19 protein-coding genes, 1 pseudogene and 1 riboswitch are annotated in these 20,175 nt (G+C 61.6%); of the genes and pseudogenes, 15 read left to right on the forward strand and 5 right to left on the reverse strand.

From position 1 onward, the window contains the following. Window positions 1–66 precede the first annotated feature (66 nt). Genes XW59_RS23125 through XW59_RS23145 form a run of 5 tightly spaced genes read left to right on the forward strand, consistent with a single transcriptional unit; the run spans window position 67 to window position 5,435 of the window. Window positions 67–1,077, forward strand: coding sequence for an ABC transporter permease (locus tag XW59_RS23125; protein WP_047148083.1), 1,011 nt, complete (start codon window positions 67–69; stop codon window positions 1,075–1,077). Then, complete coding sequence (locus XW59_RS23130) at window positions 1,077–1,913, forward strand: ABC transporter permease (protein WP_246666186.1); 837 nt, start codon at window positions 1,077–1,079, stop codon at window positions 1,911–1,913. The genes XW59_RS23125 and XW59_RS23130 overlap by 1 nt, the downstream gene beginning before the upstream one ends. Next, the gene (locus tag XW59_RS23135) at window positions 1,913–3,277 is read left to right on the forward strand and encodes an ABC transporter substrate-binding protein (RefSeq protein WP_052958415.1); all 1,365 of its coding nucleotides are present in this window, start codon (window positions 1,913–1,915) and stop codon (window positions 3,275–3,277) included. Before XW59_RS23130 ends, XW59_RS23135 begins: the two co-directional genes overlap by 1 nt. A gap of 8 nt (window positions 3,278–3,285) precedes the next feature. Next, window positions 3,286–3,669 (forward strand): VOC family protein, encoded by a 384-nt coding sequence (locus XW59_RS23140; protein ID WP_047148247.1) that lies wholly within the window; start codon window positions 3,286–3,288, stop codon window positions 3,667–3,669. After that, entirely contained in the window at window positions 3,666–5,435 is a 1,770-nt protein-coding gene (locus XW59_RS23145; RefSeq protein ID WP_052958416.1) for an SUMF1/EgtB/PvdO family nonheme iron enzyme, read from the forward strand. Before XW59_RS23140 ends, XW59_RS23145 begins: the two co-directional genes overlap by 4 nt. A gap of 267 nt (window positions 5,436–5,702) precedes the next feature. Here XW59_RS23145 and XW59_RS29820 read toward each other — a convergent pair whose 3' ends face one another. Both XW59_RS29820 and XW59_RS23160 read right to left on the reverse strand, forming a co-directional pair. Continuing rightward, the gene (locus XW59_RS29820; RefSeq protein WP_082137765.1) at window positions 5,703–5,996 is read right to left on the reverse strand and encodes a GTP-binding protein; all 294 of its coding nucleotides are present in this window, start codon (window positions 5,994–5,996) and stop codon (window positions 5,703–5,705) included. Beyond that, window positions 5,989–6,414, reverse strand: a complete 426-nt coding sequence (locus tag XW59_RS23160) for a Fur family transcriptional regulator (protein ID WP_047148085.1) — start codon at window positions 6,412–6,414, stop codon at window positions 5,989–5,991. Before XW59_RS23160 ends, XW59_RS29820 begins: the two co-directional genes overlap by 8 nt. Before the next feature lie 97 nt (window positions 6,415–6,511). Here XW59_RS23160 and aztA point away from each other — a divergent pair, with 97 nt between their 5' ends. The 10 genes and pseudogenes from aztA to XW59_RS23210 all read left to right on the forward strand — a co-directional run bounded on the left by aztA (window position 6,512) and on the right by XW59_RS23210 (window position 16,600). Further along, window positions 6,512–7,321, forward strand: coding sequence for a zinc ABC transporter ATP-binding protein AztA (aztA, locus tag XW59_RS23165; RefSeq protein WP_137327081.1), 810 nt, complete (start codon window positions 6,512–6,514; stop codon window positions 7,319–7,321). Further along, window positions 7,321–8,196 carry a zinc ABC transporter permease AztB gene (gene aztB / locus XW59_RS23170; protein WP_047148087.1) on the forward strand — a complete coding sequence of 292 codons (876 nt, stop codon included), beginning with the start codon at window positions 7,321–7,323 and terminating at the stop codon, window positions 8,194–8,196. Before aztA ends, aztB begins: the two co-directional genes overlap by 1 nt. A gap of 26 nt (window positions 8,197–8,222) precedes the next feature. Further along, window positions 8,223–9,155, forward strand: a complete 933-nt coding sequence (aztC, locus tag XW59_RS23175; RefSeq protein ID WP_052958470.1) for a zinc ABC transporter substrate-binding protein AztC — start codon at window positions 8,223–8,225, stop codon at window positions 9,153–9,155. A gap of 1,325 nt (window positions 9,156–10,480) precedes the next feature. Continuing rightward, window positions 10,481–11,035 (forward strand): annotated as a pseudogene (locus XW59_RS29895) (metal-binding protein ZinT); the annotation flags it as partial. 284 nt (window positions 11,036–11,319) lie between these two features. Beyond that, a riboswitch (cobalamin riboswitch) is annotated at window positions 11,320–11,517 on the forward strand. Window positions 11,518–11,669: 152 nt separating this feature from the next. Then, window positions 11,670–12,686 carry an ABC transporter substrate-binding protein gene (locus tag XW59_RS23185; protein WP_047148089.1) on the forward strand — a complete coding sequence of 339 codons (1,017 nt, stop codon included), beginning with the start codon at window positions 11,670–11,672 and terminating at the stop codon, window positions 12,684–12,686. Window positions 12,687–12,733: 47 nt separating this feature from the next. After that, window positions 12,734–13,735: an iron ABC transporter permease gene (locus XW59_RS23190; protein WP_206077743.1), complete on the forward strand. Its 1,002-nt coding sequence runs from the start codon at window positions 12,734–12,736 to the stop codon at window positions 13,733–13,735. After that, window positions 13,732–14,496 carry an ABC transporter ATP-binding protein gene (locus XW59_RS23195; RefSeq protein ID WP_047148090.1) on the forward strand — a complete coding sequence of 255 codons (765 nt, stop codon included), beginning with the start codon at window positions 13,732–13,734 and terminating at the stop codon, window positions 14,494–14,496. The genes XW59_RS23190 and XW59_RS23195 overlap by 4 nt, the downstream gene beginning before the upstream one ends. Before the next feature lie 114 nt (window positions 14,497–14,610). Then, window positions 14,611–14,739, forward strand: coding sequence for a hypothetical protein (locus XW59_RS29825; protein ID WP_281406247.1), 129 nt, complete (start codon window positions 14,611–14,613; stop codon window positions 14,737–14,739). A gap of 45 nt (window positions 14,740–14,784) precedes the next feature. After that, entirely contained in the window at window positions 14,785–15,561 is a 777-nt protein-coding gene (locus tag XW59_RS23205; RefSeq protein ID WP_170990211.1) for a class I SAM-dependent methyltransferase, read from the forward strand. A gap of 28 nt (window positions 15,562–15,589) precedes the next feature. Further along, entirely contained in the window at window positions 15,590–16,600 is a 1,011-nt protein-coding gene (locus XW59_RS23210; RefSeq protein ID WP_052958419.1) for an ABC transporter substrate-binding protein, read from the forward strand. Between the two features lie 190 nt (window positions 16,601–16,790). Here the strand turns inward: XW59_RS23210 and nadC are convergent, their stop codons facing one another. From nadC to nadA, 3 genes are read right to left on the reverse strand one after another with little or no spacing between them, the layout of a single operon-like run. Beyond that, the gene (nadC, locus tag XW59_RS23215; protein WP_047148252.1) at window positions 16,791–17,648 is read right to left on the reverse strand and encodes a carboxylating nicotinate-nucleotide diphosphorylase; all 858 of its coding nucleotides are present in this window, start codon (window positions 17,646–17,648) and stop codon (window positions 16,791–16,793) included. A gap of 1 nt (window position 17,649) precedes the next feature. After that, window positions 17,650–19,200, reverse strand: coding sequence for an L-aspartate oxidase (locus XW59_RS23220; protein ID WP_047148092.1), 1,551 nt, complete (start codon window positions 19,198–19,200; stop codon window positions 17,650–17,652). Then, on the reverse strand, window positions 19,197–20,171 hold the full coding sequence (gene nadA, locus XW59_RS23225; RefSeq protein WP_047148093.1) for a quinolinate synthase NadA: 975 nt from the start codon (window positions 20,169–20,171) through the stop codon (window positions 19,197–19,199). The genes XW59_RS23220 and nadA overlap by 4 nt, the downstream gene beginning before the upstream one ends. Between the last annotated feature and the right edge of the window lie 4 nt (window positions 20,172–20,175).

A 20,175-nucleotide genomic window follows, 5' to 3' on the forward strand; every position in this document is an offset into this window, starting at 1 on the left:
CGCTCCTCCCGCGGCCCCGTCCGCTGGCCGCGGGAAACTCTTGTATTCTCAAAACCGAGGCAGGCCATGGGCAGCTTTCTCCTACGCCGATTGCTGGCGCTGATCCCGGTCCTGGCTCTGGTTCTCGTTATCGTATTCTCGCTCGTGCGGTTCATTCCGGGCGATCCGGCCGTGACGCTGCTTGGCCCTGGCGCTACCGATCAGCAGATTGCCGGCCTCCGCGCGCAGATGCGTCTGGACGAGCCGTTCTACCTCCAGTTCTTCAACTATGTCGTCGGCCTGCTGCATGGCGATTTCGGCACGTCGTTGAAGAGCGGCACCCCAGTATTTCAGGAAATCCTGCTACGCCTTCCGGCGACGCTCGAGCTCTCGATCTGCGCCACGCTGGTGGCCATCATCGTGGGCATTCCGATCGGCGTTCTGTCCGCCACCCGGCCCAATTCGCTGTTCGACCACTTCACCCGCGTGTTCTCTCTGGTCGGGGTTTCCATGCCGGCCTTTTTGCTGGCGCTGATCCTGCAGCTCATCTTTGCCACCTATCTCGGATGGCTGCCGGTCTCGGGCCGCATGAGCCCCTATATCGTCATGCAGCCCATCACTGGCTTTGCCATTCTCGACGGTCTGCTCACAGGCAACTGGCAGGCGGCGTGGAGCGCGGTCCAATACCTGATCCTGCCCACCGCCGTGCTGGCCTCGTTCCTCGCCGCGACCCTGGGGCGTTTCGTCCGCAACACCATGCTCGAGGTGATGTCGGAGGATTTCATCCGCACGGCCCGTGCCAAGGGGCTATCGCAGGGACAAGTCGTGCTCGAACACGGTTTGCGCAATTCGCTCCTGCCGGCCATCACGGTGGTCGGACTCAAGTTCGCGGAGATGCTCGGCGGTGCCATTCTTACCGAAACCATCTTCGCCTGGCCCGGCATCGGCCGGTTCATGTTCGAGGCCATCAAGAACCGGGACTATCCGGTAATCCAGGGCACGACACTGATCTTTTCGCTGTTGTTCGTGCTGACTTCCGTCTTGGTCGACCTCCTATACGGCGTGCTCGATCCTCGCGTTCGCAAGAGGATGAAATGATGCCGCTCGTTTTCTTTCTCCGGCGCAATACGCTGGCCACGCTCGGCCTCATCGTCCTCGTACTGATAGTTCTGGCTGTAGTCTTCGGCCCGATGATCAGCCCCTATACGCCCACCAAGCTCGATGTGCTCAACAAGCTGCAAGGCCCGAGCCTGGCGCATTGGCTCGGCACCGACAGCCTAGGCCGCGACGTCCTGACCCGTGTCTTGCATGGTGGCCGCTTTACCCTTGCCATCGGTATCGGCGTCGTCGCCATTGCCTTCCTTGTCGGCGTATTCTTCGGAACGCTGGCGGGCTTTATCGGCGGCGCGGTGGATATGGTCATCATGCGCTTCGTGGATGCCATGCTGTCCTTTCCAGCCTTGGTTCTGGCGATTGCGCTTGCCGCCGCTTTCGGGCCCAGCCTCAACAACGCCATGCTGGCCGTTTCCATCACGCTCGCCCCGCAATTTGCCCGCGTGGCCCGCAGCCAGGCGCTGGCGGTTTCAGTCAAGCCCTATGTCGAGGCGGCCGTTTCGCTGGGTCTGCCCACGTCGCGCATTCTCTGGCGCTATATATTCGCCAACGGGCTTGGCCCTCTGCTGGTGCAGGCGTCGCTGAGCCTCGGCAGCGCCATCCTGCAAACGGCAAGTCTCGGCTTTCTGGGCCTTGGAGCGCAGCCGCCGCTGGCCGAATGGGGCGCCGACGTGTCTAGCAACCTGCAATATCTGCGCGAGAGCCCCTGGGTGGCCTTGTCGCCGGGCATGGCGATCCTCCTGGCCGTACTCTGCTTCAACCTCATCGGAGACAGTCTCGCCGACTGGTTCAACCCGCGCCGCCGCAACGAGCTCGACTGATGCTGACCATCGCCCTTGAAAAGCTCGACTTCCTGCCGGCCAACCGGGTGACCGACGATACGTCCATCCTGACGCTCAAGAACCTGGTGTTCGAACCGCTGCTGCGCTGGCACAAGGGTGGGCTTGTGGCTCCGGCCCTGTTCTCGCATTGGACGCATGACGCGGCGGGCCGGCACTGGCGCTTCTTCATTCGTTCCAATGCCCAGTTCCACGACGGAGAAACCTGCCGGCCGCAGCACATCATCGACTTCATCTCGGGTATCCTCAATTCCACCGACATGTTCGGCATGAAATGGTCCTATGCCCGGTACCTTGCCAATGCGCAGATCACGGCCGGGCCCGACAATTCGGTGCTGGTCGACAATCCCGAGCCCTTGGCCGACATCCTCGACATCTTCTCGGAATTCTACATCTGTCGCGAAAATGCGGTCGGACAGGCGGTTTTGGGCACCGGCCCTTATCGCGTCGACGCTTTCGAGAGCGGCGTCTCGGCCGTGCTTTCTTCGACCGACGATACTATAGCCGTACGCTGTGAGAAGAGCACCGAGGCCCGTTACGACCTGCTCAAAGCCGGGCAGGTGGATGCGGCGCTCAACCTAGAGCGCATGCATGGCCCGATCGATTTCGACCCCAAATGGCAATGGGGCAGGGCGGTCAACACGCTCTCGGTCATGTACTACCTAAATTGCAGCAGCGGGCTCTTTGCCGCGCCTGAGGCTCGCTTGGCTGCCAATCTCGCCGTGGACAAGGTGCAACTGATCGATACTCTGTTTCAGGGCCTCGGCGCTCCGGCGTCGACCGTGGTCAGCCCATTTCATCTCGGCATGTCCCAACCTATCGCGCCGATCCCCTATAATCCCGATGCCTCCCGGCGCTTGCTTGATAGGGCTGGCGGGCCGTCCGAGATCATCCTGCGCACGCCGCTCTATATGCCCGAACGGGCGCCGCAGATCAGTGATTTCGTTGCTGAAGCGCTGGGCGCGGTCGGCCTCTCGGTCCGCATCGAAACGGAAAATGATCGGCCGGAATATGCCCGGCAGGTAGGGCGCAAGGAAATAGGCGACATGGCCATTTTCGACTCCTCCCCGCAAAGCACCTATCGGGTGCTCAACGACAAGATTTCGAGCGTCACCCGCGCAGTCTGGTGGCAGGGCAATGACGACGCCGAAACCGAGCGGCTGATCGCTGCAGCCAATCATGCGGTGTCGAACAGGGATCGCGAGGCGGGCTACGCCGCGTGTCTGCGACGTCTCAACGCCAACCCACCCTGGCTCTATCTCATGCATCCCACCGACATTTTCGCCGCCAGGCCGGACGTCACCGGTCTTGGCATCGACCACAAGGGTATCCTCGTCATCCAATGAGCAAAGACATGGCCAAAGATTACGGCATCACCTTCTTCTATTATCCCGATATCCATGCGGTGACCGAATTCTACGAGACCGTCCTGGGGTTCGAACTGGTGCTCGACCAGGGCCTGGCGCGCATCTATCGCATCGCGCCCAACAGCTATTTCGGCATCGTGGACGGCAATCGCGGTCATCTCCGCCATCAGGAAAAAAGCGCCGTGTTGCTGACCATCGTGGCGCAGGACGTCGAAGGCTGGCACGAAAAGGTCAGTGCCGCCGGTGTCGCCGGGCTCACCGAAATTCGGCGCGGCAATTACTGCGACCATTTCTTTTTCGAGGATCCCGCCGGTTATGCCCTCGAAATCCAGCGCTTTCACAACCCCGACGTCGCCAAGCTCTTCGCATGAGCGCCCCGCCCTTCACGCTGCGGGTCAATTTCAGCCACGAGGACAAGGCGGCCAAGGGCCTGCGTTCTCTGCGCGACCCCCGAGCCGCGCCGCAGGCACCGGTCTATTTCACCGCCCGCGAGGCGGTGGAGATGTTTCCGCGCCTGCTGTTGTTCGGCCCGCGCGGCAGCGGCAAGTCGGTCTTTGCCCGCCAGCTCGCCGATGAAACCGGCGCTCAACTCGTCACCATCCATGGCCCCGACAGCCTCTCCGGCGTTATGCCGGCGGAGAGGCTGCTCATCCTCGACGGTATTGATCGCCTTGGCCCCGATGGCGAGGCGCTTCTGAACGACATCCTCGCTCAACAGGGGGAGCGTTCCTTGCTCCTGCTCGGCGATGGTGCCGTGGTGCGGGGCTGGCGCATGCCCAGCGGCATCGCCGTCCACGCCCTGCGCCCGCTGACCGTGGCGGAACGCGCCGATTATCTCAAGGCCCACGCCATCGTCGCGCCTGCGGCCCTCTCCGATGCAGCATCCAATCCCGCGCTGTTCGCGCTGGCGCGAACCGTCTCGTCACCGGCCGATACGCCCGGAGCGCTGATCGATATCTGGCTGGCCGGCCAGCCGCCTGAAGCCGCTAAAGCCGGCTTTGATGCCCTTGCGGCTGGTACCTCGTCCAATCGCGCTGTCGATGGGCTCTTGGCCGCCCGTCATATGCGGAGCCTTGCCGCCACCGAGGTGGCCCGGCATTTCCTGGCGGCCCCCGATCTCTGGGGCGACAGCCTTGCATGCCTTCTCGCAGGCGACCCGTCTTTGCGCGCGCCGCTCTCCGCGCTGCTGCTGGCCGGTGATGAGGACGCCGCTCTCAAGGCTGCCTTGCTGCTGGCCGGGCCGGAGGAGGACGCCGCCGTTGCCGGTAAGTTCCTGCACCTGATCGAAACCGGGCGCCTCTCGCCATTCGACCGCGACCGCGCGGCGCGCTTCCTCGCTCTTTGGGGCGATCCGCGCGATCTCGACGCCCTCTGCGCCGTGCCCGGCGGCGCCTTCACCATGGGTTCGGATACGCATCCCAATTCCCAGCCGGTGCACAGGGCGACGGTTGGCGATTTCCGCATCGGGCGCTATCCGGTCACCAATGCCGCCTACCACCGCTTCGTCACCGCCACTGGCCATCAGTGGGTGTCTCCTGAAGCCGGTGTCGCCGAGCGCCGCAATGCGCCGGCCACCGATCTCACGTGGCGCGATGCCCGTGCCTATTGCGATTGGCTAACCCAGGTGTGGCGCACTGAAGGCCGCATCGCCGCCACCGAATATGTGCGTCTTCCCACCGAGCCCGAATGGGAACGCGCCGCGCGTGGCGACCAGGGCGATGGCGGCGACGACATCGTCTATCCCTGGGGTCAGGGCTGGAACCCGGCGGCGGCCAATTCGGAGGAGAGCGGCCTCAATGCCCAATGCGCCGTCGGTCTGTTCCCGGTCGGCGCCTCGCCCTATGGCTGTCTCGACATGGCGGGCCAGGTCTGGGAATGGACCACGACCCTTTGGGGCGACGGAATGGCTACGCCGTCCTTCCACTACCCCTATGCCGACGACGGTCGCGAAGACCCCGAAGCCCGCCCCGCCATTCGCCGCGTCCTCCGCGGTGGATGTTTCTCCAGCACAAGCCTGAAAGCCTGCTGTACCTACCGCGGTAGCCTCGAACCCGACGGCTTCTGGCGCGGTAACGGCTTCCGCATCGTGGTGGCGAAGGAGGATCCGACAAGCAGAGGCCACAAGGCTGAGTGCTGACTAGCACGGAGATCCATCATCTGAATCAAACTGGGTTTGAATGATGCCTTTATGTCAAAAGCTGACAGCCTGTTCCCACCCCATCTCTGTCATTTCCACATTTATGAGTTCACGGCCGAGCAAGCTCATCGGCGAAATCACGACGGGGCGCATTGATGTCCGTCAGGAGTAGGCCGGAAGTTGTCTGTCAGGGTGGCTTCAAAAAGCTGCCGTACCGGCTCCGGATCGATGCCGTCGGTGATGAAAACAAGACGGGTTTGGCGATCCTCACTGGGCCAGGTGTCCACGACTGTCGGAGGAAAGACAGCATGCTAAACGACACATGGATGATGCGTGGCCGTTCCGGCTCGTCCTGGTCCAGCACCAGGCCCTTCCCATCGTGGTACGGGCGATCTGCGCCTTGCCGATATGCACGAGATCATGGTCGAGCGCGACATCACCGAGTTCGTTGATGATTATAGCCGTGTCGGCGAAGGCCGGATCTGCAAGAACGCGATTGAGAAGCGTGGATTTTCCAGCTCCCAGGAAGCCTGTCAGCACAAAAACCGGTGTCTTATCCATGCGCGCAGCTCTCGCACAGTCCCGAAAGCTCCACGGTGGTTGCCGTTGTGCGAAAGCCCTCTTTCCTGGCTAGTCGCCGCAACAACCGGTCCAGTTCTGCATCGTGGAATTCGCTGGTTCGCCCACAGTTCCTGCAAATCGCAAAAGCGGCGTGACCATGGTTGCCGCACTCGGCCGTACAAACCGCGAAGGCGCTCAGACTTTCGATCTTGTGGACAGCTCCATCGTCGATGAGCTGCTCCAGGGCCCGATAAACCTGGGGCGGGGAACGTAGCCCATCATCGCGCAAAAGCTCGAGAAGCTCATAAGCCCCCAGCGGCTTTTGCGCTCGCTCCAGGGCATCGAGAACGAGCTGGCGATTGCGCCCGGGTCGGCGGTTGGAGTGCGCGTTAGCGGTGACGGTAATAGCGCCGCTCATCGGTTATGCTATAACATTTTTCATTGACGAATGTTCTAACATAACATAGTCGGTCGTCAAGGCTGGAGCCGACCGGCTTCGACGAGGACGGAACGAAATGTCTGCATGCGTGACCTTCGATGACCTGACGCTGGGCTACAACAGTCATCCGGCGGTGCATCACCTGAACGGAGTGGTTGCCAAGGGGTCGCTTACCGCGATCGTCGGAGCCAATGGATCGGGCAAATCGACCCTGATGAAAGGGATCGTGGGGGTGCTCAGACCGATGGCAGGGGCCTGCAAGGTCGCGCCAGACGTTTCGCTGGCCTATCTGCCGCAACAGTCGGAGCTGGACCGCTCGTTTCCAGCCCGCGTCGTCGATCTGGTCACGCTCGGCCTGTGGCCAAGGCGCGGCCTTCTCGGCCGCTATCGCTCGCAAGACCGAGAAACGGTGACAAAGGCGCTATCGGCGGTCGGGATGGAGGGTTTCGAGAAACGGCCGATCGACACCCTGTCGGGTGGGCAGTTGCAGCGTGCCTTGTTTGCGCGTGTGCTGGTGCAGGACGCCGATATGATCCTGCTCGATGAGCCATTCAATGCCATCGACGCCAGGACGATCACCGACCTGATCGCCTTGATAAAGCGCTGGCACGGCGAAAAGCGCACCATCATGGTTGTGGTGCACGATCTCGATCTGGTCAGACAGCATTTCCCGGAGGCGCTGCTACTTGCCCGTCAACCGATAGCCTGGGGCGACGCCCGCAAGACGCTTGCGCCGGAAAATCTCCTGCGTGCGCGGCAGTTCCACGAGGCATGGGATGAGAACGCGCCATGGTGCGCGCCCGAAAAAGCCCATAACCACTACAATCCGGCTCATGTAGACAGCCATGGCCATGTGGTTCATGCAAGTCACAATGGCGCTGCCTGATGCTTGCGCTCTTCAACTACGTGATTGCGCCTTTTGTCGAGTTCGCCTTCATGCAGCGGGCGCTGGCCGGCGCTCTGATGCTTTCAGTCAGCGCCTGCCCGGTCGGAGTGTTCCTGATGCTTCGGCGCATGAGCCTGACCGGCGACGCGATGGCGCACGCGATCCTGCCGGGCGCCGCCGCGGGTTTCCTGCTCTATGGCCTGCAGATCGTGCCGATGACAATCGGCGGGCTGATCGCCGGCATCGCGGTCGCGATCGGCGCAGGTACGGTGGCGCGGCTGACAATCCAGAAGGAAGACGCGTCCATGGCCGCCTTCTACCTGATCTCGTTGTCGCTCGGCGTGCTGATGGTGTCGATGCGCGGCTCAAGCGTCGACTTGATGCACGTGCTGTTCGGAACGGTCCTTGCGCTTAACAACGACGCGCTGACGCTGATCGGTCTGGTCGCGGCACTCACGCTCGGCATACTCGCCATCTTCTGGCGGGCGCTCGTCGCCGAATGCCTGGACCCTCTTTTTCTGCGCTCAGTGTCGCGGCTGGGGTCGCCGGTGCATTTCATCTTTCTGGGGTTGGTGGTCGTCAACCTCGTGGCGGGCTTCCAGGCACTCGGAACGCTGCTGTCGGTTGGGCTGATGATCCTTCCGGCCGCCGCGGCCCGCTTCTGGACCCAGAGGGTCGAGATCATGTGCTTGCTGGCGATCGTACTCGGGATGCTGTCGTCGGTCTGCGGACTGCTCCTTTCTTACCATGCCTCGCTGCCTTCCGGCCCGGCGATCATCCTTTCGGCGGGCGTGGCCTATCTCGCGTCGGTGGTTGCAAGCCCGCGCGGTGTGCTGCTCACCCGCCGCCAACGCATGGCGCATCGAACTGCCTGACATCAAAGGGTACCGGAATGAAAAAAATGAAACTGACAAGAATTGTCGCGAGCCTCGGTATTGCAATCTCTGCGCTTGTACTGCCGGCTCGTGCCGAGACCGAAAAGCTCTCCGTCATCGCCACGTTTTCCATCATCGGCGACTTCGCGCGAGTTGTCGGAGGCGATCTGATCGAGCTCAGAACTTTGGTCGGCCCCAACAGCGATGCCCATGTCTATGAGCCGAAGCCGGCTGACGCCATCGCTTTGGCGCGCGCCGACGTCATATTGGTTAATGGGCTGATGTTCGAGGGCTTCCTTCAGCGTCTTGTCGAGGCGAGCGGCACATCGGCAGCGATTGCGACACTGACCGATGGTGCGAATGTCGTTCATGACCCTGATGGCGGTCACTACCACTACGTGAACGGCGAGGCGATATTCCACGAGGCGCCGAACGACCCCCATGCCTGGCAGTCGGTCTCCAACGCGAAGGTTTATGTCGAGAATATTGCCGGCGCCTTTTGCTCCTCCGATGCCGAAGGTTGTTCGACCTATGAGGCGAACGCTGCAGCCTATCTCGACGAACTGAGCGCTCTCGACACGGAGATCAGACAGGCTATCGCGGATGTTCCCGAGGGCCGCCGCGTTGCCGTTGTTGCCCACAACGCCTTCCGCTATTTCGAGCGTGATTACGGCGTGATCTTTCTTGCACCCCAGGGTGTGTCAACGGAATCGGAAGCTTCAGCCGCGGATGTCGCCTCGCTCATTCGCGAGATTCGCGAAAAGCGCGCCGCAGCCGTCTTCGCGGAAAACATCTCCGACGCGCGCCTCGTCGAGCAGATTGCCTCGGAGGCAGGTCTCGCACTTGGCGGCACGCTCTATTCCGATGCGCTTTCGCCAGCCGGCGGCCCAGCCGCCACCTACGTCGATCTGATGCGCCACAATCTGGCAATCCTCACGGCGGCGCTGACTGCCGATTGAGAGTTGGCCGCTTGCCGGCGGCAGCATCGTGCTTGCCGCGCTTCCACATTTTTTTCACTGAAGGAGTAATGAGAATGTTGCGACAACTCGCTTACACAACGGGGCTCGCGCTCATCTTGTCGGGCAGCGCCCTCGCACAGGAGGAAGCGCATAATGATGAAGACGTCACCCTCTACCGCGTCTTCGTCGGCGACCATGCCGCCCCCAGGATTACGGCGTTCGATCTGGAGACGCCCGACAATCGCTGGACTTTCGAGACGATTGGGCAAAACAAGCTCTATGGCGTGAACGATGGCGCTGCCGTGGTGGCGGTCCAATCCGACAACGATGCGGTTCATTTCTTCAACAGCGGTATCTCGCTGCATTCACATGGCGATCACTCCGATATCGAGATTGCCGACCCGGCTGCCGTCAAGGAGACCCTGACTGGCCCACGTCCATTCCACGTCATCGATCACGGCGGCAAGGTGGTGATCAATTTCGACAAGGGAGGGTATGCGGAGATCATCGATGCGCATGAACTCTCGCATGGTGAGTTGGAGTCGAAGCGTTTGCCTCAGGCACGTGCTCACCACGGCTTCGTCGCTCCGATCGGCGATGCGTGGGTGACAAGCGTCACCTCGGACGCTCCCGTTGAAGGGGATGCAGCGCCCAAGCGTATCGGCCTTCAGCCGGTCAACGAGGACGGCACTCCGGCTGGTGATGTCGCAACCTGCACGGCGATCCATGGTGAAGCCTTTTCCGGCGCCTATCTCGCAACAGGCTGTCAGGAAGGCGTCCTCACGGTCATGGCTGGCAAGGATGGCCTGGTGACCGAAATGCTTGAATATCCAGCGGAATTGCCGAGCGGCCAAAGCACGGGCACCCTGATTGGATCAAAAAGCATGCAGGTCTTCCTCGGCAATTACGGTGCCAAGGGCCTGGTGGTCGTCGACCCCGTCGATGAGCCGCATTTCCGCTACGTCGAATTGCCGTTTCGCCGCGTCGATTTCGCTCTCGATCCAGCCAATGCCCGTTTCGGTTACGTGCTGACCGAAGACGGAACCCTGCATCAGGTCGACGTGCTGGATGCCAAGGTCGCCAAGAGCGCCAAGGTAACGGAACCCTATTCGATGGACGGGCACTGGAACGACCCACGTCCACGGCTCGCCATGGCCGGCGACGAAATCGTCATGAGCGATCCCAAGGCAGGAGTGGTGCGACGCATATCCAAGGAACAACTCGAGGAGGTCGGCAGTATCGAAGTCGAAGGTATGCCCTACAATGTTGCCGTTGTCGGCGGCAGCGGCAAGGTTCACGAAGGACACGGAGAGAGCGGCCACGCCCACAGCCATGATCATGGCGAGGATCAAGTTTACAAGGGCTACTTCGAAGACAGCCAGATCAAAGACCGTGCCCTGTCCGACTGGGAAGGCGACTGGCAGTCGGTCTATCCCTATCTGCAAGACGGCACGCTTGATCGGGTCATGGACCATAAGGCCGAAGAGGGGGACCAGACTGCGGAAGAGTACAAGACTTATTATGAAATCGGCTACCGGACCGACGTGGACCGGATCGAGATTCAAGGCGACACTGTGAAGCTCTTGACGGACGGGAAGCCTCTCGAGGCCCGCTATGCCAGCGACGGTTATGAAATCCTGACCTACAAGAAGGGAAATCGTGGCGTCCGATTCATCTTCAAGAAAACCGAAGGGGATGACGCCGCCCCGCAATACATCCAGTTCAGCGATCACAAGATCGCGCCGGAAGCGGCCGACCACTACCATCTATACTGGGGCGACGACCGTTCAGCGTTGCTGGAGGAAGTGACGAACTGGCCGACCTACTATCCATCCTCCATGGGCAAGGAGGAGATCGTGCGCGAGATGATGGCCCACTGACCCAGCTGTCTGACTACAGCGGCTGCGCCCGGCTCGTGCGGCCGGGCGCGTCGCCCTTCGCATGTGCGCAAAATGAGGCCCATTGAGACGCAGCGGATGATGCCCTCCGGATCGGTGATTTCTCTGCCGAAGCGCAATCAATCCTGTCGGAGGATGCTTTGTTGTTCTGCTGCATTTGCCGCTTTCCTCAAGTAATCAGGCTTGGTTGGATATGTAGCAACATTACATCCGAGGCATGCAATTTCGGGTTTTGAAAAGGCATGGCTTGATGCCAGCCAAGTGATTGGCTAGGAACGGTTGTCGGTTTCCGTAAGGAAATAACAGGGAATTCGGCGCGGCTTTCATCGGCTGCGAAACGAAACTGCCCCCGCAACTGTAGGCGGAAAGTCCATCTCGATCATGCCACTGGGATTAGCCCCGGGAAGGCCGAGACAGACGATGACCCGTCAGTCAGGAGACCTACCGACACCCGTAACTAAACGCGCCGGGCGGGGTGTCCGGGGAGGTTGTCAATGACGCTAGCCATATATGAAGTGCAGCCGCATTTCGTCCGTTGCGACGCGATGAAGGTTGACGCCGTCCTGACACGAATCCTTCGGCCCCTGCCAGAAACCGACGGGAGTTTATCCGCGTCATGACTATCTCACGTCTTGTATTTGCCGCCACCGGCATCGCTTTCCTCAGCGCCACAGCGGGGGCTGAACCCACCAAGTACCCGCTGACCCTTGAGAATTGCGGGGAGACAATCACCTTCAAGGCGGCGCCTTCGTCGACCGTGACGATCGGCCAGGCGGCAACCGAAGTGCTCTATTCGCTTGGCCTCGGTGACAAGGTAAGCGGCACCTCCGTCTGGTTCAACCAGGTCTTGCCCGAGTTCAGTCAGGTCAACGATCGTGTCGAACGCTTGGCTGACAACGATCCGAGCTTCGAAAGCGTGCTCGCGAAGAAGCCGGAGTTGGTGACTGTTCAGTTCATCTGGCATGTCGGTCCGGAGGGGATCGTGGCGACCCGCACCCAGTTCCACGACGTCGACATCCCGAGCTATGTGCTGCCGACCGACTGCGTCGCCAAGGACAACACGGTCGGTGTCGATGGCACGCGCAGCAAGCTCTTCTCGACCGACGCCATCCATCAGGGCATCCGCGAACTGGCGCAGATCTTCGACATCCAGGACAGGGGCGAGGAACTCGTCGCCAGCCTGACCGAGCGCGAGGACAAGGCGGTGGCCGAAGCCATGGCGTTGAACCTCAAGGACGTGTCGGCGGTGTTCTGGTTCTCCAGTGCTGAAATGGACATCGACCCCTATGTCGCGGGGCGCAAGGGCGCGCCAGCCTACATGATGGGCAAGCTCGGGATCCAGAACATCGTCCAGTCCGACGAGGAATGGCCAGTGGTCGGTTGGGAAACCATCGCCAAGGCGAACCCGACGCTGATTGTCATCGCCAAAATGGACCGACGCCGTTTCCCGGCAGATGACCACGAGAAGAAGCTGGAGTTCCTGAATTCCGATCCGGTCGCCAGCCAGATGGACGCCGTGAAGAATAACCGGATCGTCATCATGGACGCACATGCAATGGACGCGACCATCCGCACGATAGCCGGCATCGAGGTCCTGTCCAAGTCGCTCAAGGATTTTGGGCTGGCACAGTGAGCTCTATCACCTCGCAAACGATCAATGTCTCGCGGCTCGGCAGGGGGATCCTAGGCATCGCCGCGCTCGTCGCGGCAGCGCTTGCTGGGGTCTGTATTGGCGAGACGCCAATCCCTGTCACGATCGTCCTGCAGACTTTGGCCAACAAGATTTTCGGTTCGGCTTATCAGCTCGACCCGATCGACATGGGGATCATCTGGAACTACCGCCTGCCGCGCACGATCGTTGCAGCCTGTTGCGGGTCGGGGCTGGCGATCTCCGGCATGGTGCTGCAGTCGCTGCTGCGCAACGCGCTGGCGGACCCCTATCTTCTCGGCATTTCCGCAGGTGCCTCGACTGGCGCGGTCGCGGTGACTGTCGCCGGATTGGGGGGAGGGGCGATTTCAATGTCGCTTGGAGCTTTCGGTGGAGCCGTTGCGGCCTTTGCCATGGTAGCGATGCTGGCGCGTGCTGCCGGCGGTGGCGTGACGCTACGTGGCACGGGGCAGATCGTGCTGGCAGGGATTGCGGGATCGCAGCTCTTCAATGCGCTGACCTCCCTCATCATCACCAAATCCGCGAATGCCGAACAGGCCCGCGGCATCATGTTCTGGCTTCTGGGCAATTTGAGCGGCGCCCGATGGCCAGACGTCTGGCTGGGGTTGCCGGTTGCTCTGGTCGGGCTGGCCGCTTGCATCTGGTATGCGCGTGCGCTCGATGCTTTTGCTTTCGGCGCGGAGTCGGCATCGTCTCTCGGTGTGCCGGTGCGCACCGTGCAAGTTGTCCTCATCGGGTTCACCGCGATGGTGACGGCCGTAATGGTGAGCATCGTCGGCTCGATCGGCTTTGTCGGTCTGGTCATCCCGCATGCCGCAAGGTTTCTGGTCGGAGTGCGCCATGGTAGGCTTGGTCCTCTAACGGCTCTCATCGGCGCTGCCTTCCTGATCGCCGCAGACGTGTTATCGCGCACCATCATTCCCGGTCAGGTACTGCCAATCGGCGTCATTACGGCGCTTGTAGGTGCGCCGGCGTTCGCGCTGATCCTGATCCGCGGGCGACGGGCACGATGAAACTTGAAGCGCGTAATCTCGGTTGGTCGGTGCGGGGAAGACCGATCGTTACTGGCGTTGATCTTGCAGTGAACAAGGGAGAAACGCTTGGGCTGGTCGGGCCGAATGGTTCCGGCAAGTCGACGCTGATGAAGCTTCTGGCGGGCATCCGGCAGCCGACGTGTGGTGATGTCCATATTGATGGTAAGGCGCTTCATCGGATGCCGCGCCGTGTCGCCGCGCAGCTTGTTGCATTCCTTGAGCAGCAGACCGAAACCACCGAAGCCATCACCGTAAAAGATGCGGTGGAGCTTGGTCGCACGCCGTGGCTGACGCCGCTGCAGCCATGGTCCCCGCAAGACGATTTCATCGTAGCGCAAGCGCTGGCTGACGCCGACATGGAAGGGTTCGAACACCGTTCCTGGATAACCCTGTCGGGTGGCGAGCGCCAGCGTGCCCATTTGGCGAGGGCGCTTGCTCAACAGCCTCAGATCCTACTGCTCGACGAGCCTACAAACCACCTCGATATCCAGCACCAGCTATCGATACTCGAGCTGGTCGCGGAATTGCCTGTCACATCAATAGTGGCGCTCCATGATCTCAATCAGGCACTCTCCTGCGATCGTGTCGGCGTGCTTTCCGGCGGCCGGCTCGTCGCGCTGGGCTTGCCGCGCGAGGTGCTGACTGTTGAGCGGATCGGCGCGGTATTCGGCGTTCGCGCGAGCATTCTCACCGATCCGACCGACGGCGCCCAAATGTTCCGTTTCTACCCAGCTTTCTGAAGGGGCAACTCATGCGCTTGCGAATTCTGAGCTTATTCCTATCGCTCGCAACGTCGTCCGCTTTTGCCGAGACATACGAGATCAAGATGCTCAATCGCAACGAGGTAGGATCCCATGGTCTACGAGCCTGACCTTGTCCAGATCACACCAGGCGACACCGTAAAGTTCATCGCGGTAACAAGCGGCCACAATGCTGCGATTATCGACGGCATGGCGGGCGTGCCGGCGCAAGCGATTGAATGAGATCCTCGCCCGAAATGGTTTCGACAAATGACCGACGAGTACGTATTGTCCCGACCTAATTTCGACCTCAAGGACGAGATTCATGAGTATTGGTCGCACCGCGCAGAAACGTTCGATCTTGCTTTCGGCCACTACATAGCCGCCGGCCGCGAGGCCGAAGCCTGGGCTGCCCCTATCCGCGATCAGCTCGGCATGTCGCCTCGCAAGGTGCTGGAGCTTGCCTGCGGTACCGGTGAGGTGACTCGGCTCCTGCATGACCTCGGTCATGACCTGACCGCGCTGGATTTCTCCGAGGCCATGCTGGCGAAGGCGCGCGCGAAACATGCAGGAAAATCTGGCCCGCGCTTCCTGCTTGCTGATGCCGGCGACACCATGGAGCCTAATGCATCCTATGATGCGATCGTCTGCCGGCATCTGGTCTGGACGCTGACCGATCCGGCTACGGCATTCGCGGACTGGCTGCGTATTCTCCGCCCAGGGGGGCGGCTCATTGTCTATGACGGCGATTGGACGAAGCCGAAGGCGTCTATGCTGTGGGTGGCAAGATTGCTCTCGTTTTGGGAACGGGTTTCGCCGGATCCCTATTACGACGGGGCCATGAGCGAAAAACATGCCGAGATCATGCGGCGGCTTCCCTTCAGAGAAGGTCTCACCTTCGATCGTCTAGCGTTGGAATTGGCAGCGGCGGGCTTTGTCTCCATCCGAGAACTATCGCACCAACCTATCGCCCGCGCGCAGCGCAGAGGCCGTGGGTTGCGCAATCGGCTACGAACTCTTGTCTATGGCCGTTTCATCCTGATCGCCCAAAAGCCCGGTGGCTAAAATCTCCAACCTGTCCCAGGAATGCATCATGAACATTCGGCCCGCTCTTGCCGGTCTTGTCCTATCCGTTCTGTTGACCCCGGTCGCCATGGCGCAGTCTACGAACTATCCGATGACGATTGAGAATTGCGGACGGATGCTAAGGCTTGATGCAGCACCACAAAAGGTGGTGTCACTCGGGCAGGCCATGCACGAGATTCTGTACGCGCTGGATCTCGGAGACAGAATGGTGGGGACAGCGGTCTGGCTCGGCCCAGTCAAGGAACAATATGCGGCGGCAAATGCCGCGGTGCCACGCATAGCCGACGAGGCTCCCAGTTTTGAAAGCGTCATATCTTCCAAGCCTACTTTGGTTTTGTCAGAATTCGAATGGCATGTTGGACCACAGGGAGCAGTGGGGACGCGGGAACAATTCGCCGACGTTGGCATCCAGACTTACATCGCGCCCATGGACTGCACGCGAAAAGACAATTCCTCGGGCGGCAATGGAAGGCGCGTCGAACCCTTTACGATGGATCAAGTCTATCAGGCGATAACAGAGCTTTCGCAGATATTTGATGTCCAGGATCGCGGCAAAGCTCTGGTTACCGGCCTGCGTGAACGCGAGGCGCTAGCTGTGGCGAGCGTAGCAAAGGCAAGGGATATCCCGGTGCTGGTTTGGTTTACCAGTCCTGAAATGGACATGGACGCCTCGGTCGCCGGCACCAACGGGGCGCCGCAATACATCCTATCGAAGCTGAATGCCCGTAATGTCGTGACTTCCGATGAGGAATGGCCATGGGTGGGTTGGGAAGTGCTCGCCAAATCCAATCCTGCGGTTATCGTGTTGGCTGGAATGGATCGTCGCTTTAATGTCGGGGACGATCCCCAGAAGAAGATCGACTTCCTGACCTCCGACCCGGTTACCAGCCAGATGTCGGCGGTAAAGGCCCGGCAGTATTTCGTTATGCGAGCAGAATCGATGAATCCAAGTATGCGGACCGTCGATGGAATTGAGCTTTTAGCCGAAAAGATGCTGGATTATGGTCTTGCCGAGTGATCGTCGCGAAAGCGGTCGCCTGGTGGTGGTGCCGCGCCCGCGATGCAGAAGGTAGCAGTCGCATCTGTCTACTCGACGCACGTTGCAGACGGTGATCGTCATCGTCGATCCATCCCAAATGCTCTACAAGGTCTGCTGTCGTTGTTTTAGCTGCAAACAAAGGTGCGGTCGTCATAAACTCGCAACGAGGCTATCGGCCCGCAATGAAGTCCAGCCCGATGTCGAGGATCGGCGCGCTGTGGGTGATCCAGCCGACGGAGATCAGGTCGACGCCGGTGGCCGCGATTGCGGCAGCGGTTTCAGCGTTGATACCGCCGGAAGCCTCGGTAATCGCACGGCCAGCCACCATCCGAACCGCGCGAGCGAGATCGTTGAGCGACATATTGTCGAGGAGGACCGCGTCGACGCCGAAAGTCAGAACTTCCTCGAGCTGGTCGAGCGTGTCGACCTCGATCTCGATCTTCACCACGTGACTGGCATGGGCCCGCGCGCGCTCGACCGCCGCAGCCACCCCGCCCGTGATTGCGATGTGGTTGTCCTTAATCAGGATCGCGTCGTCGAGGCCGAAGCGGTGGTTGGAGCCGCCTCCCGCGCGTACGGCGTGCTTCTCGAGCGCGCGCAAGCCGGGCGTGGTCTTGCGCGTGCAGACGATCCTGGACTTGTGCCCGCGCACGGCTCGCACCAGTGTCGCCGTTGCTGTCGCGATGCCGCTCAGGTGGCAGAGGAAGTTGAGCGCGGTGCGCTCGGCGGTGAGTAGGCCGCGCGCCGAGCCGCTGACAGTGGCGATCGTCTCGCCGGCCGTGACGGCGTCGCCGTTCGTCCGATGCACCTCCAGCCGGATCGCCGGGTCGATCAGCCGGAATGCGAGCGCGGCGACATCGAGCCCGGCGATGATGCCGAACTGACGGGCGACGAGCGTCATGCTGGCATCGGCATCGAGGGGGATGATCGCATCGCTCGTCAGGTCGCCGGCCCGGCCGAGATCCTCCAGAAGGGCGATCCGAACGATGGGTTCAATAATGATCGAGGGCAGGGGAGGCAGTGTCATCTCAGGCGGTCCGTTCGAGGGGAGGGACGGGTTCTGCGGCGAGATCGGCGGCGGCTTCCAGCGCATGCGCCATGGTCAGGCGTGAGCGGCCGGCCGCGTCCGCTCTTGCCGGAAAGTCGACGCGGAAATGCGCGCCACGGCTTTCGGTACGTTGTGAGGCGGCAACTGCGATCATCAGGGCTACCATTGCCGGATCGGCCTCGGGCCCGTCGCTACTGGCCATGGGTAAGAGGGCGGTCAACGCTTGTGCCATGTCGCGGCCGCTGCGCTCGAGGCCGAGGGCCGCCGAGGCGATGGGGCGCACCAAGGCAGGATCACGCGGCGCGGGCAGATCGTTTAGCACCGAAAGATGGTTCGGACCCGTCGGCGCACCGGCAACGCTGCGCGCTACGTCGCGGGCAAAGACCGCGGCTTCCAGGAGCGAGTTGCTGGCGAGCCGATTGGCGCCATGGAGGCCGGTGCACGCCGCTTCACCGCAGGCCCACAGACCAGCCACCGAACTGTGCCCGGCAAGGTCGACGGCGATCCCACCCATGTGATAATGCGCGGCCGGGAGGATCGGAATCGGCATACAGGCGGGGTCGAGTCCCGCGGCCTTGCAGGCTGCGTCGATGGCGGGAAAACGGTCGGCAAAGGCGTGGACCGGCCAATCACGGGCGTCGAGATAGACACGGTGTCCCTTGGCCAGATGTTGTGCCACGGCCCGGGCAACGATATCCCGCGGTGCGAGTTCCTCACCCGAAACATCGGCGAGGAAGCGTCGGCCTGTCTCGTCGATCAGCATCGCGCCTTCACCACGGACGGCCTCGCTGATGAGCGGCATTGGCCGCGATGGCGTATCCAGCGCCGTCGGATGGAACTGTACGAACTCCAAATCGGCCAGAACCGCGCCGGCACGCGCGGCCAGCGCGAGGCCCTGGCCGAATGAGCCCATCGGATTGGTAGTGTCGAAAAAGAGCCCGCCGATGCCGCCGGTTGCGATCACGACACGACTGGTCGGCAGGACGGCTGCATCCCCAGGAGCGGCGACTAGAAGTCCCGATACCGCGCCGTCATGCATGACGAGGCGGCGTGCATCCGCGCCCTCGATGGAGGTGATCGATGGCGTGTTGCGCACCGCTTCAACCAACGTCCGGATCAGCTCGCGGCCGGTGCCGTCGCCAGCCGCGTGCACGATGCGCCGGCGGCTGTGCGCCGCCTCCAGGCCGAGCCGCAGGTTACCGTCGTCATCGCGGTCGAACTGCGCACCGAAGCTGGACAAGGCATTGATCGCGTCGGCGGCGGCCTCGGTCACGCGATCGACGACCTCGGCGTCGCAGAGCCCGTCGCCGGCTGCGATGGTATCGACGGCATGGAACGAAGAATGATCGTCTGGTCCGAGGCTTGCAGCGATGCCGCCCTGCGCCAACAGGCTGGAAGACTGAAACCCCAGTGACGCCTTGGAAAAGAGCACGACGGGCTCAGGCGCCAGATGGAGCGCCGTCATGAGTCCCGCGATGCCACCGCCGATTATGACCGGCTGACCGGCGAGCGCGCCGAAGTGCCGATTCATATAGCTAGCATCCGCTCGACGGCGCGGCGCGCTGGCTCGGCCAGTGCCGGCTCGATCGTCACTTCGTGCCGGTTCTCTTCGAGCGCGGATCGGATATTGGCAAGCGTGATGCGTTTCATGTGCGGACAAAGGTTGCAGGGGCGCACGAAATCGACCTCTGGATGGGCGACGGCAACGTTGTCGCTCATCGAACATTCGGTCAGGAGCACGACGCGGCCGGGCTTTTCTCGTCCCACATAGTCGGACATGGCGGCTGTGGAGCCGGAGAAATCGGCTAGGGCGACCACCTCTGGCGGGCACTCGGGATGGGCGAGCACGACAACACCGGGATTGTTCTCGCGCAGATCGCGGATGTCGGCCGGCGTGAAGCGCTCATGCACCTCGCAATGCCCCTTCCAGGCAATGATCTCGACATCCGTCTCGGCGGCGATGTTTCTCGCCAGATATTCGTCAGGCAGCATCATGACACGGGATACGCCGAGCGATTCGACGACTGCCTTTGCATTGCCCGAGGTGCAGCATATGTCGGATTCGGCCTTCACGGCGGCGGAGGTATTGACGTAGGTGACGACCGGCACATCAGGATAATGCCGCCGCATTAGGCGCACGTCCGCAGGTGAGATGGACTCGGCCAGTGAGCAGCCGGCTTCGAGGTCGGGGATCAGCACTGTCTTGTCCGGATTGAGCAGCTTCGCCGTCTCTGCCATGAAATGTACGCCGGCCAGAACGATCACGTCGGCCCGGGTATCGGCCGCCTTGCGAGCCAATGCTAGGCTGTCGCCGACGATGTCTGCTACGCAGTGGAAGATTTCCGGCGTCTGGTAGTTGTGCGCCAGGATGACGGCGTTGCGCTGCCGCTTCAGCGCAAGGATCGCCTCGATGTCGTCGACGAAGACCGGCCATTCGATCGAAGGGATGACGCGCTTTACCCTGTCATAGAGCGTTCTTGCCGGCATCGGTACATCGAGCATGGAA

It is taken from the genome of Aquamicrobium sp. LC103 (genome assembly GCF_001014615.2).
GTDB lineage: Bacteria > Pseudomonadota > Alphaproteobacteria > Rhizobiales > Rhizobiaceae > LBCQ02.

Coding starts and splice junctions, on each gene's coding strand:
- XW59_RS23145 (WP_052958416.1), top strand. CDS start 3,666: ATGAGCGCCCCGCCCTTCACGCTGCGGGTCAATTTCAGCCACGAGGAC.
- aztA (WP_137327081.1), top strand. CDS start 6,512: ATGTCTGCATGCGTGACCTTCGATGACCTGACGCTGGGCTACAACAGT.
- aztC (WP_052958470.1), top strand. CDS start 8,223: ATGAAACTGACAAGAATTGTCGCGAGCCTCGGTATTGCAATCTCTGCG.
- XW59_RS23210 (WP_052958419.1), top strand. CDS start 15,590: ATGAACATTCGGCCCGCTCTTGCCGGTCTTGTCCTATCCGTTCTGTTG.
- XW59_RS23130 (WP_246666186.1), top strand. CDS start 1,077: ATGCCGCTCGTTTTCTTTCTCCGGCGCAATACGCTGGCCACGCTCGGC.
- nadC (WP_047148252.1), bottom strand. CDS start 17,648: ATGACACTGCCTCCCCTGCCCTCGATCATTATTGAACCCATCGTTCGG.
- aztB (WP_047148087.1), top strand. CDS start 7,321: ATGCTTGCGCTCTTCAACTACGTGATTGCGCCTTTTGTCGAGTTCGCC.
- XW59_RS23195 (WP_047148090.1), top strand. CDS start 13,732: ATGAAACTTGAAGCGCGTAATCTCGGTTGGTCGGTGCGGGGAAGACCG.
- XW59_RS23185 (WP_047148089.1), top strand. CDS start 11,670: ATGACTATCTCACGTCTTGTATTTGCCGCCACCGGCATCGCTTTCCTC.
- XW59_RS23135 (WP_052958415.1), top strand. CDS start 1,913: ATGCTGACCATCGCCCTTGAAAAGCTCGACTTCCTGCCGGCCAACCGG.
- XW59_RS29820 (WP_082137765.1), bottom strand. CDS start 5,996: ATGGATAAGACACCGGTTTTTGTGCTGACAGGCTTCCTGGGAGCTGGA.
- XW59_RS23140 (WP_047148247.1), top strand. CDS start 3,286: ATGGCCAAAGATTACGGCATCACCTTCTTCTATTATCCCGATATCCAT.
- XW59_RS23160 (WP_047148085.1), bottom strand. CDS start 6,414: ATGAGCGGCGCTATTACCGTCACCGCTAACGCGCACTCCAACCGCCGA.
- XW59_RS29825 (WP_281406247.1), top strand. CDS start 14,611: ATGGTCTACGAGCCTGACCTTGTCCAGATCACACCAGGCGACACCGTA.
- XW59_RS23220 (WP_047148092.1), bottom strand. CDS start 19,200: ATGAATCGGCACTTCGGCGCGCTCGCCGGTCAGCCGGTCATAATCGGC.
- XW59_RS23125 (WP_047148083.1), top strand. CDS start 67: ATGGGCAGCTTTCTCCTACGCCGATTGCTGGCGCTGATCCCGGTCCTG.
- nadA (WP_047148093.1), bottom strand. CDS start 20,171: ATGCTCGATGTACCGATGCCGGCAAGAACGCTCTATGACAGGGTAAAG.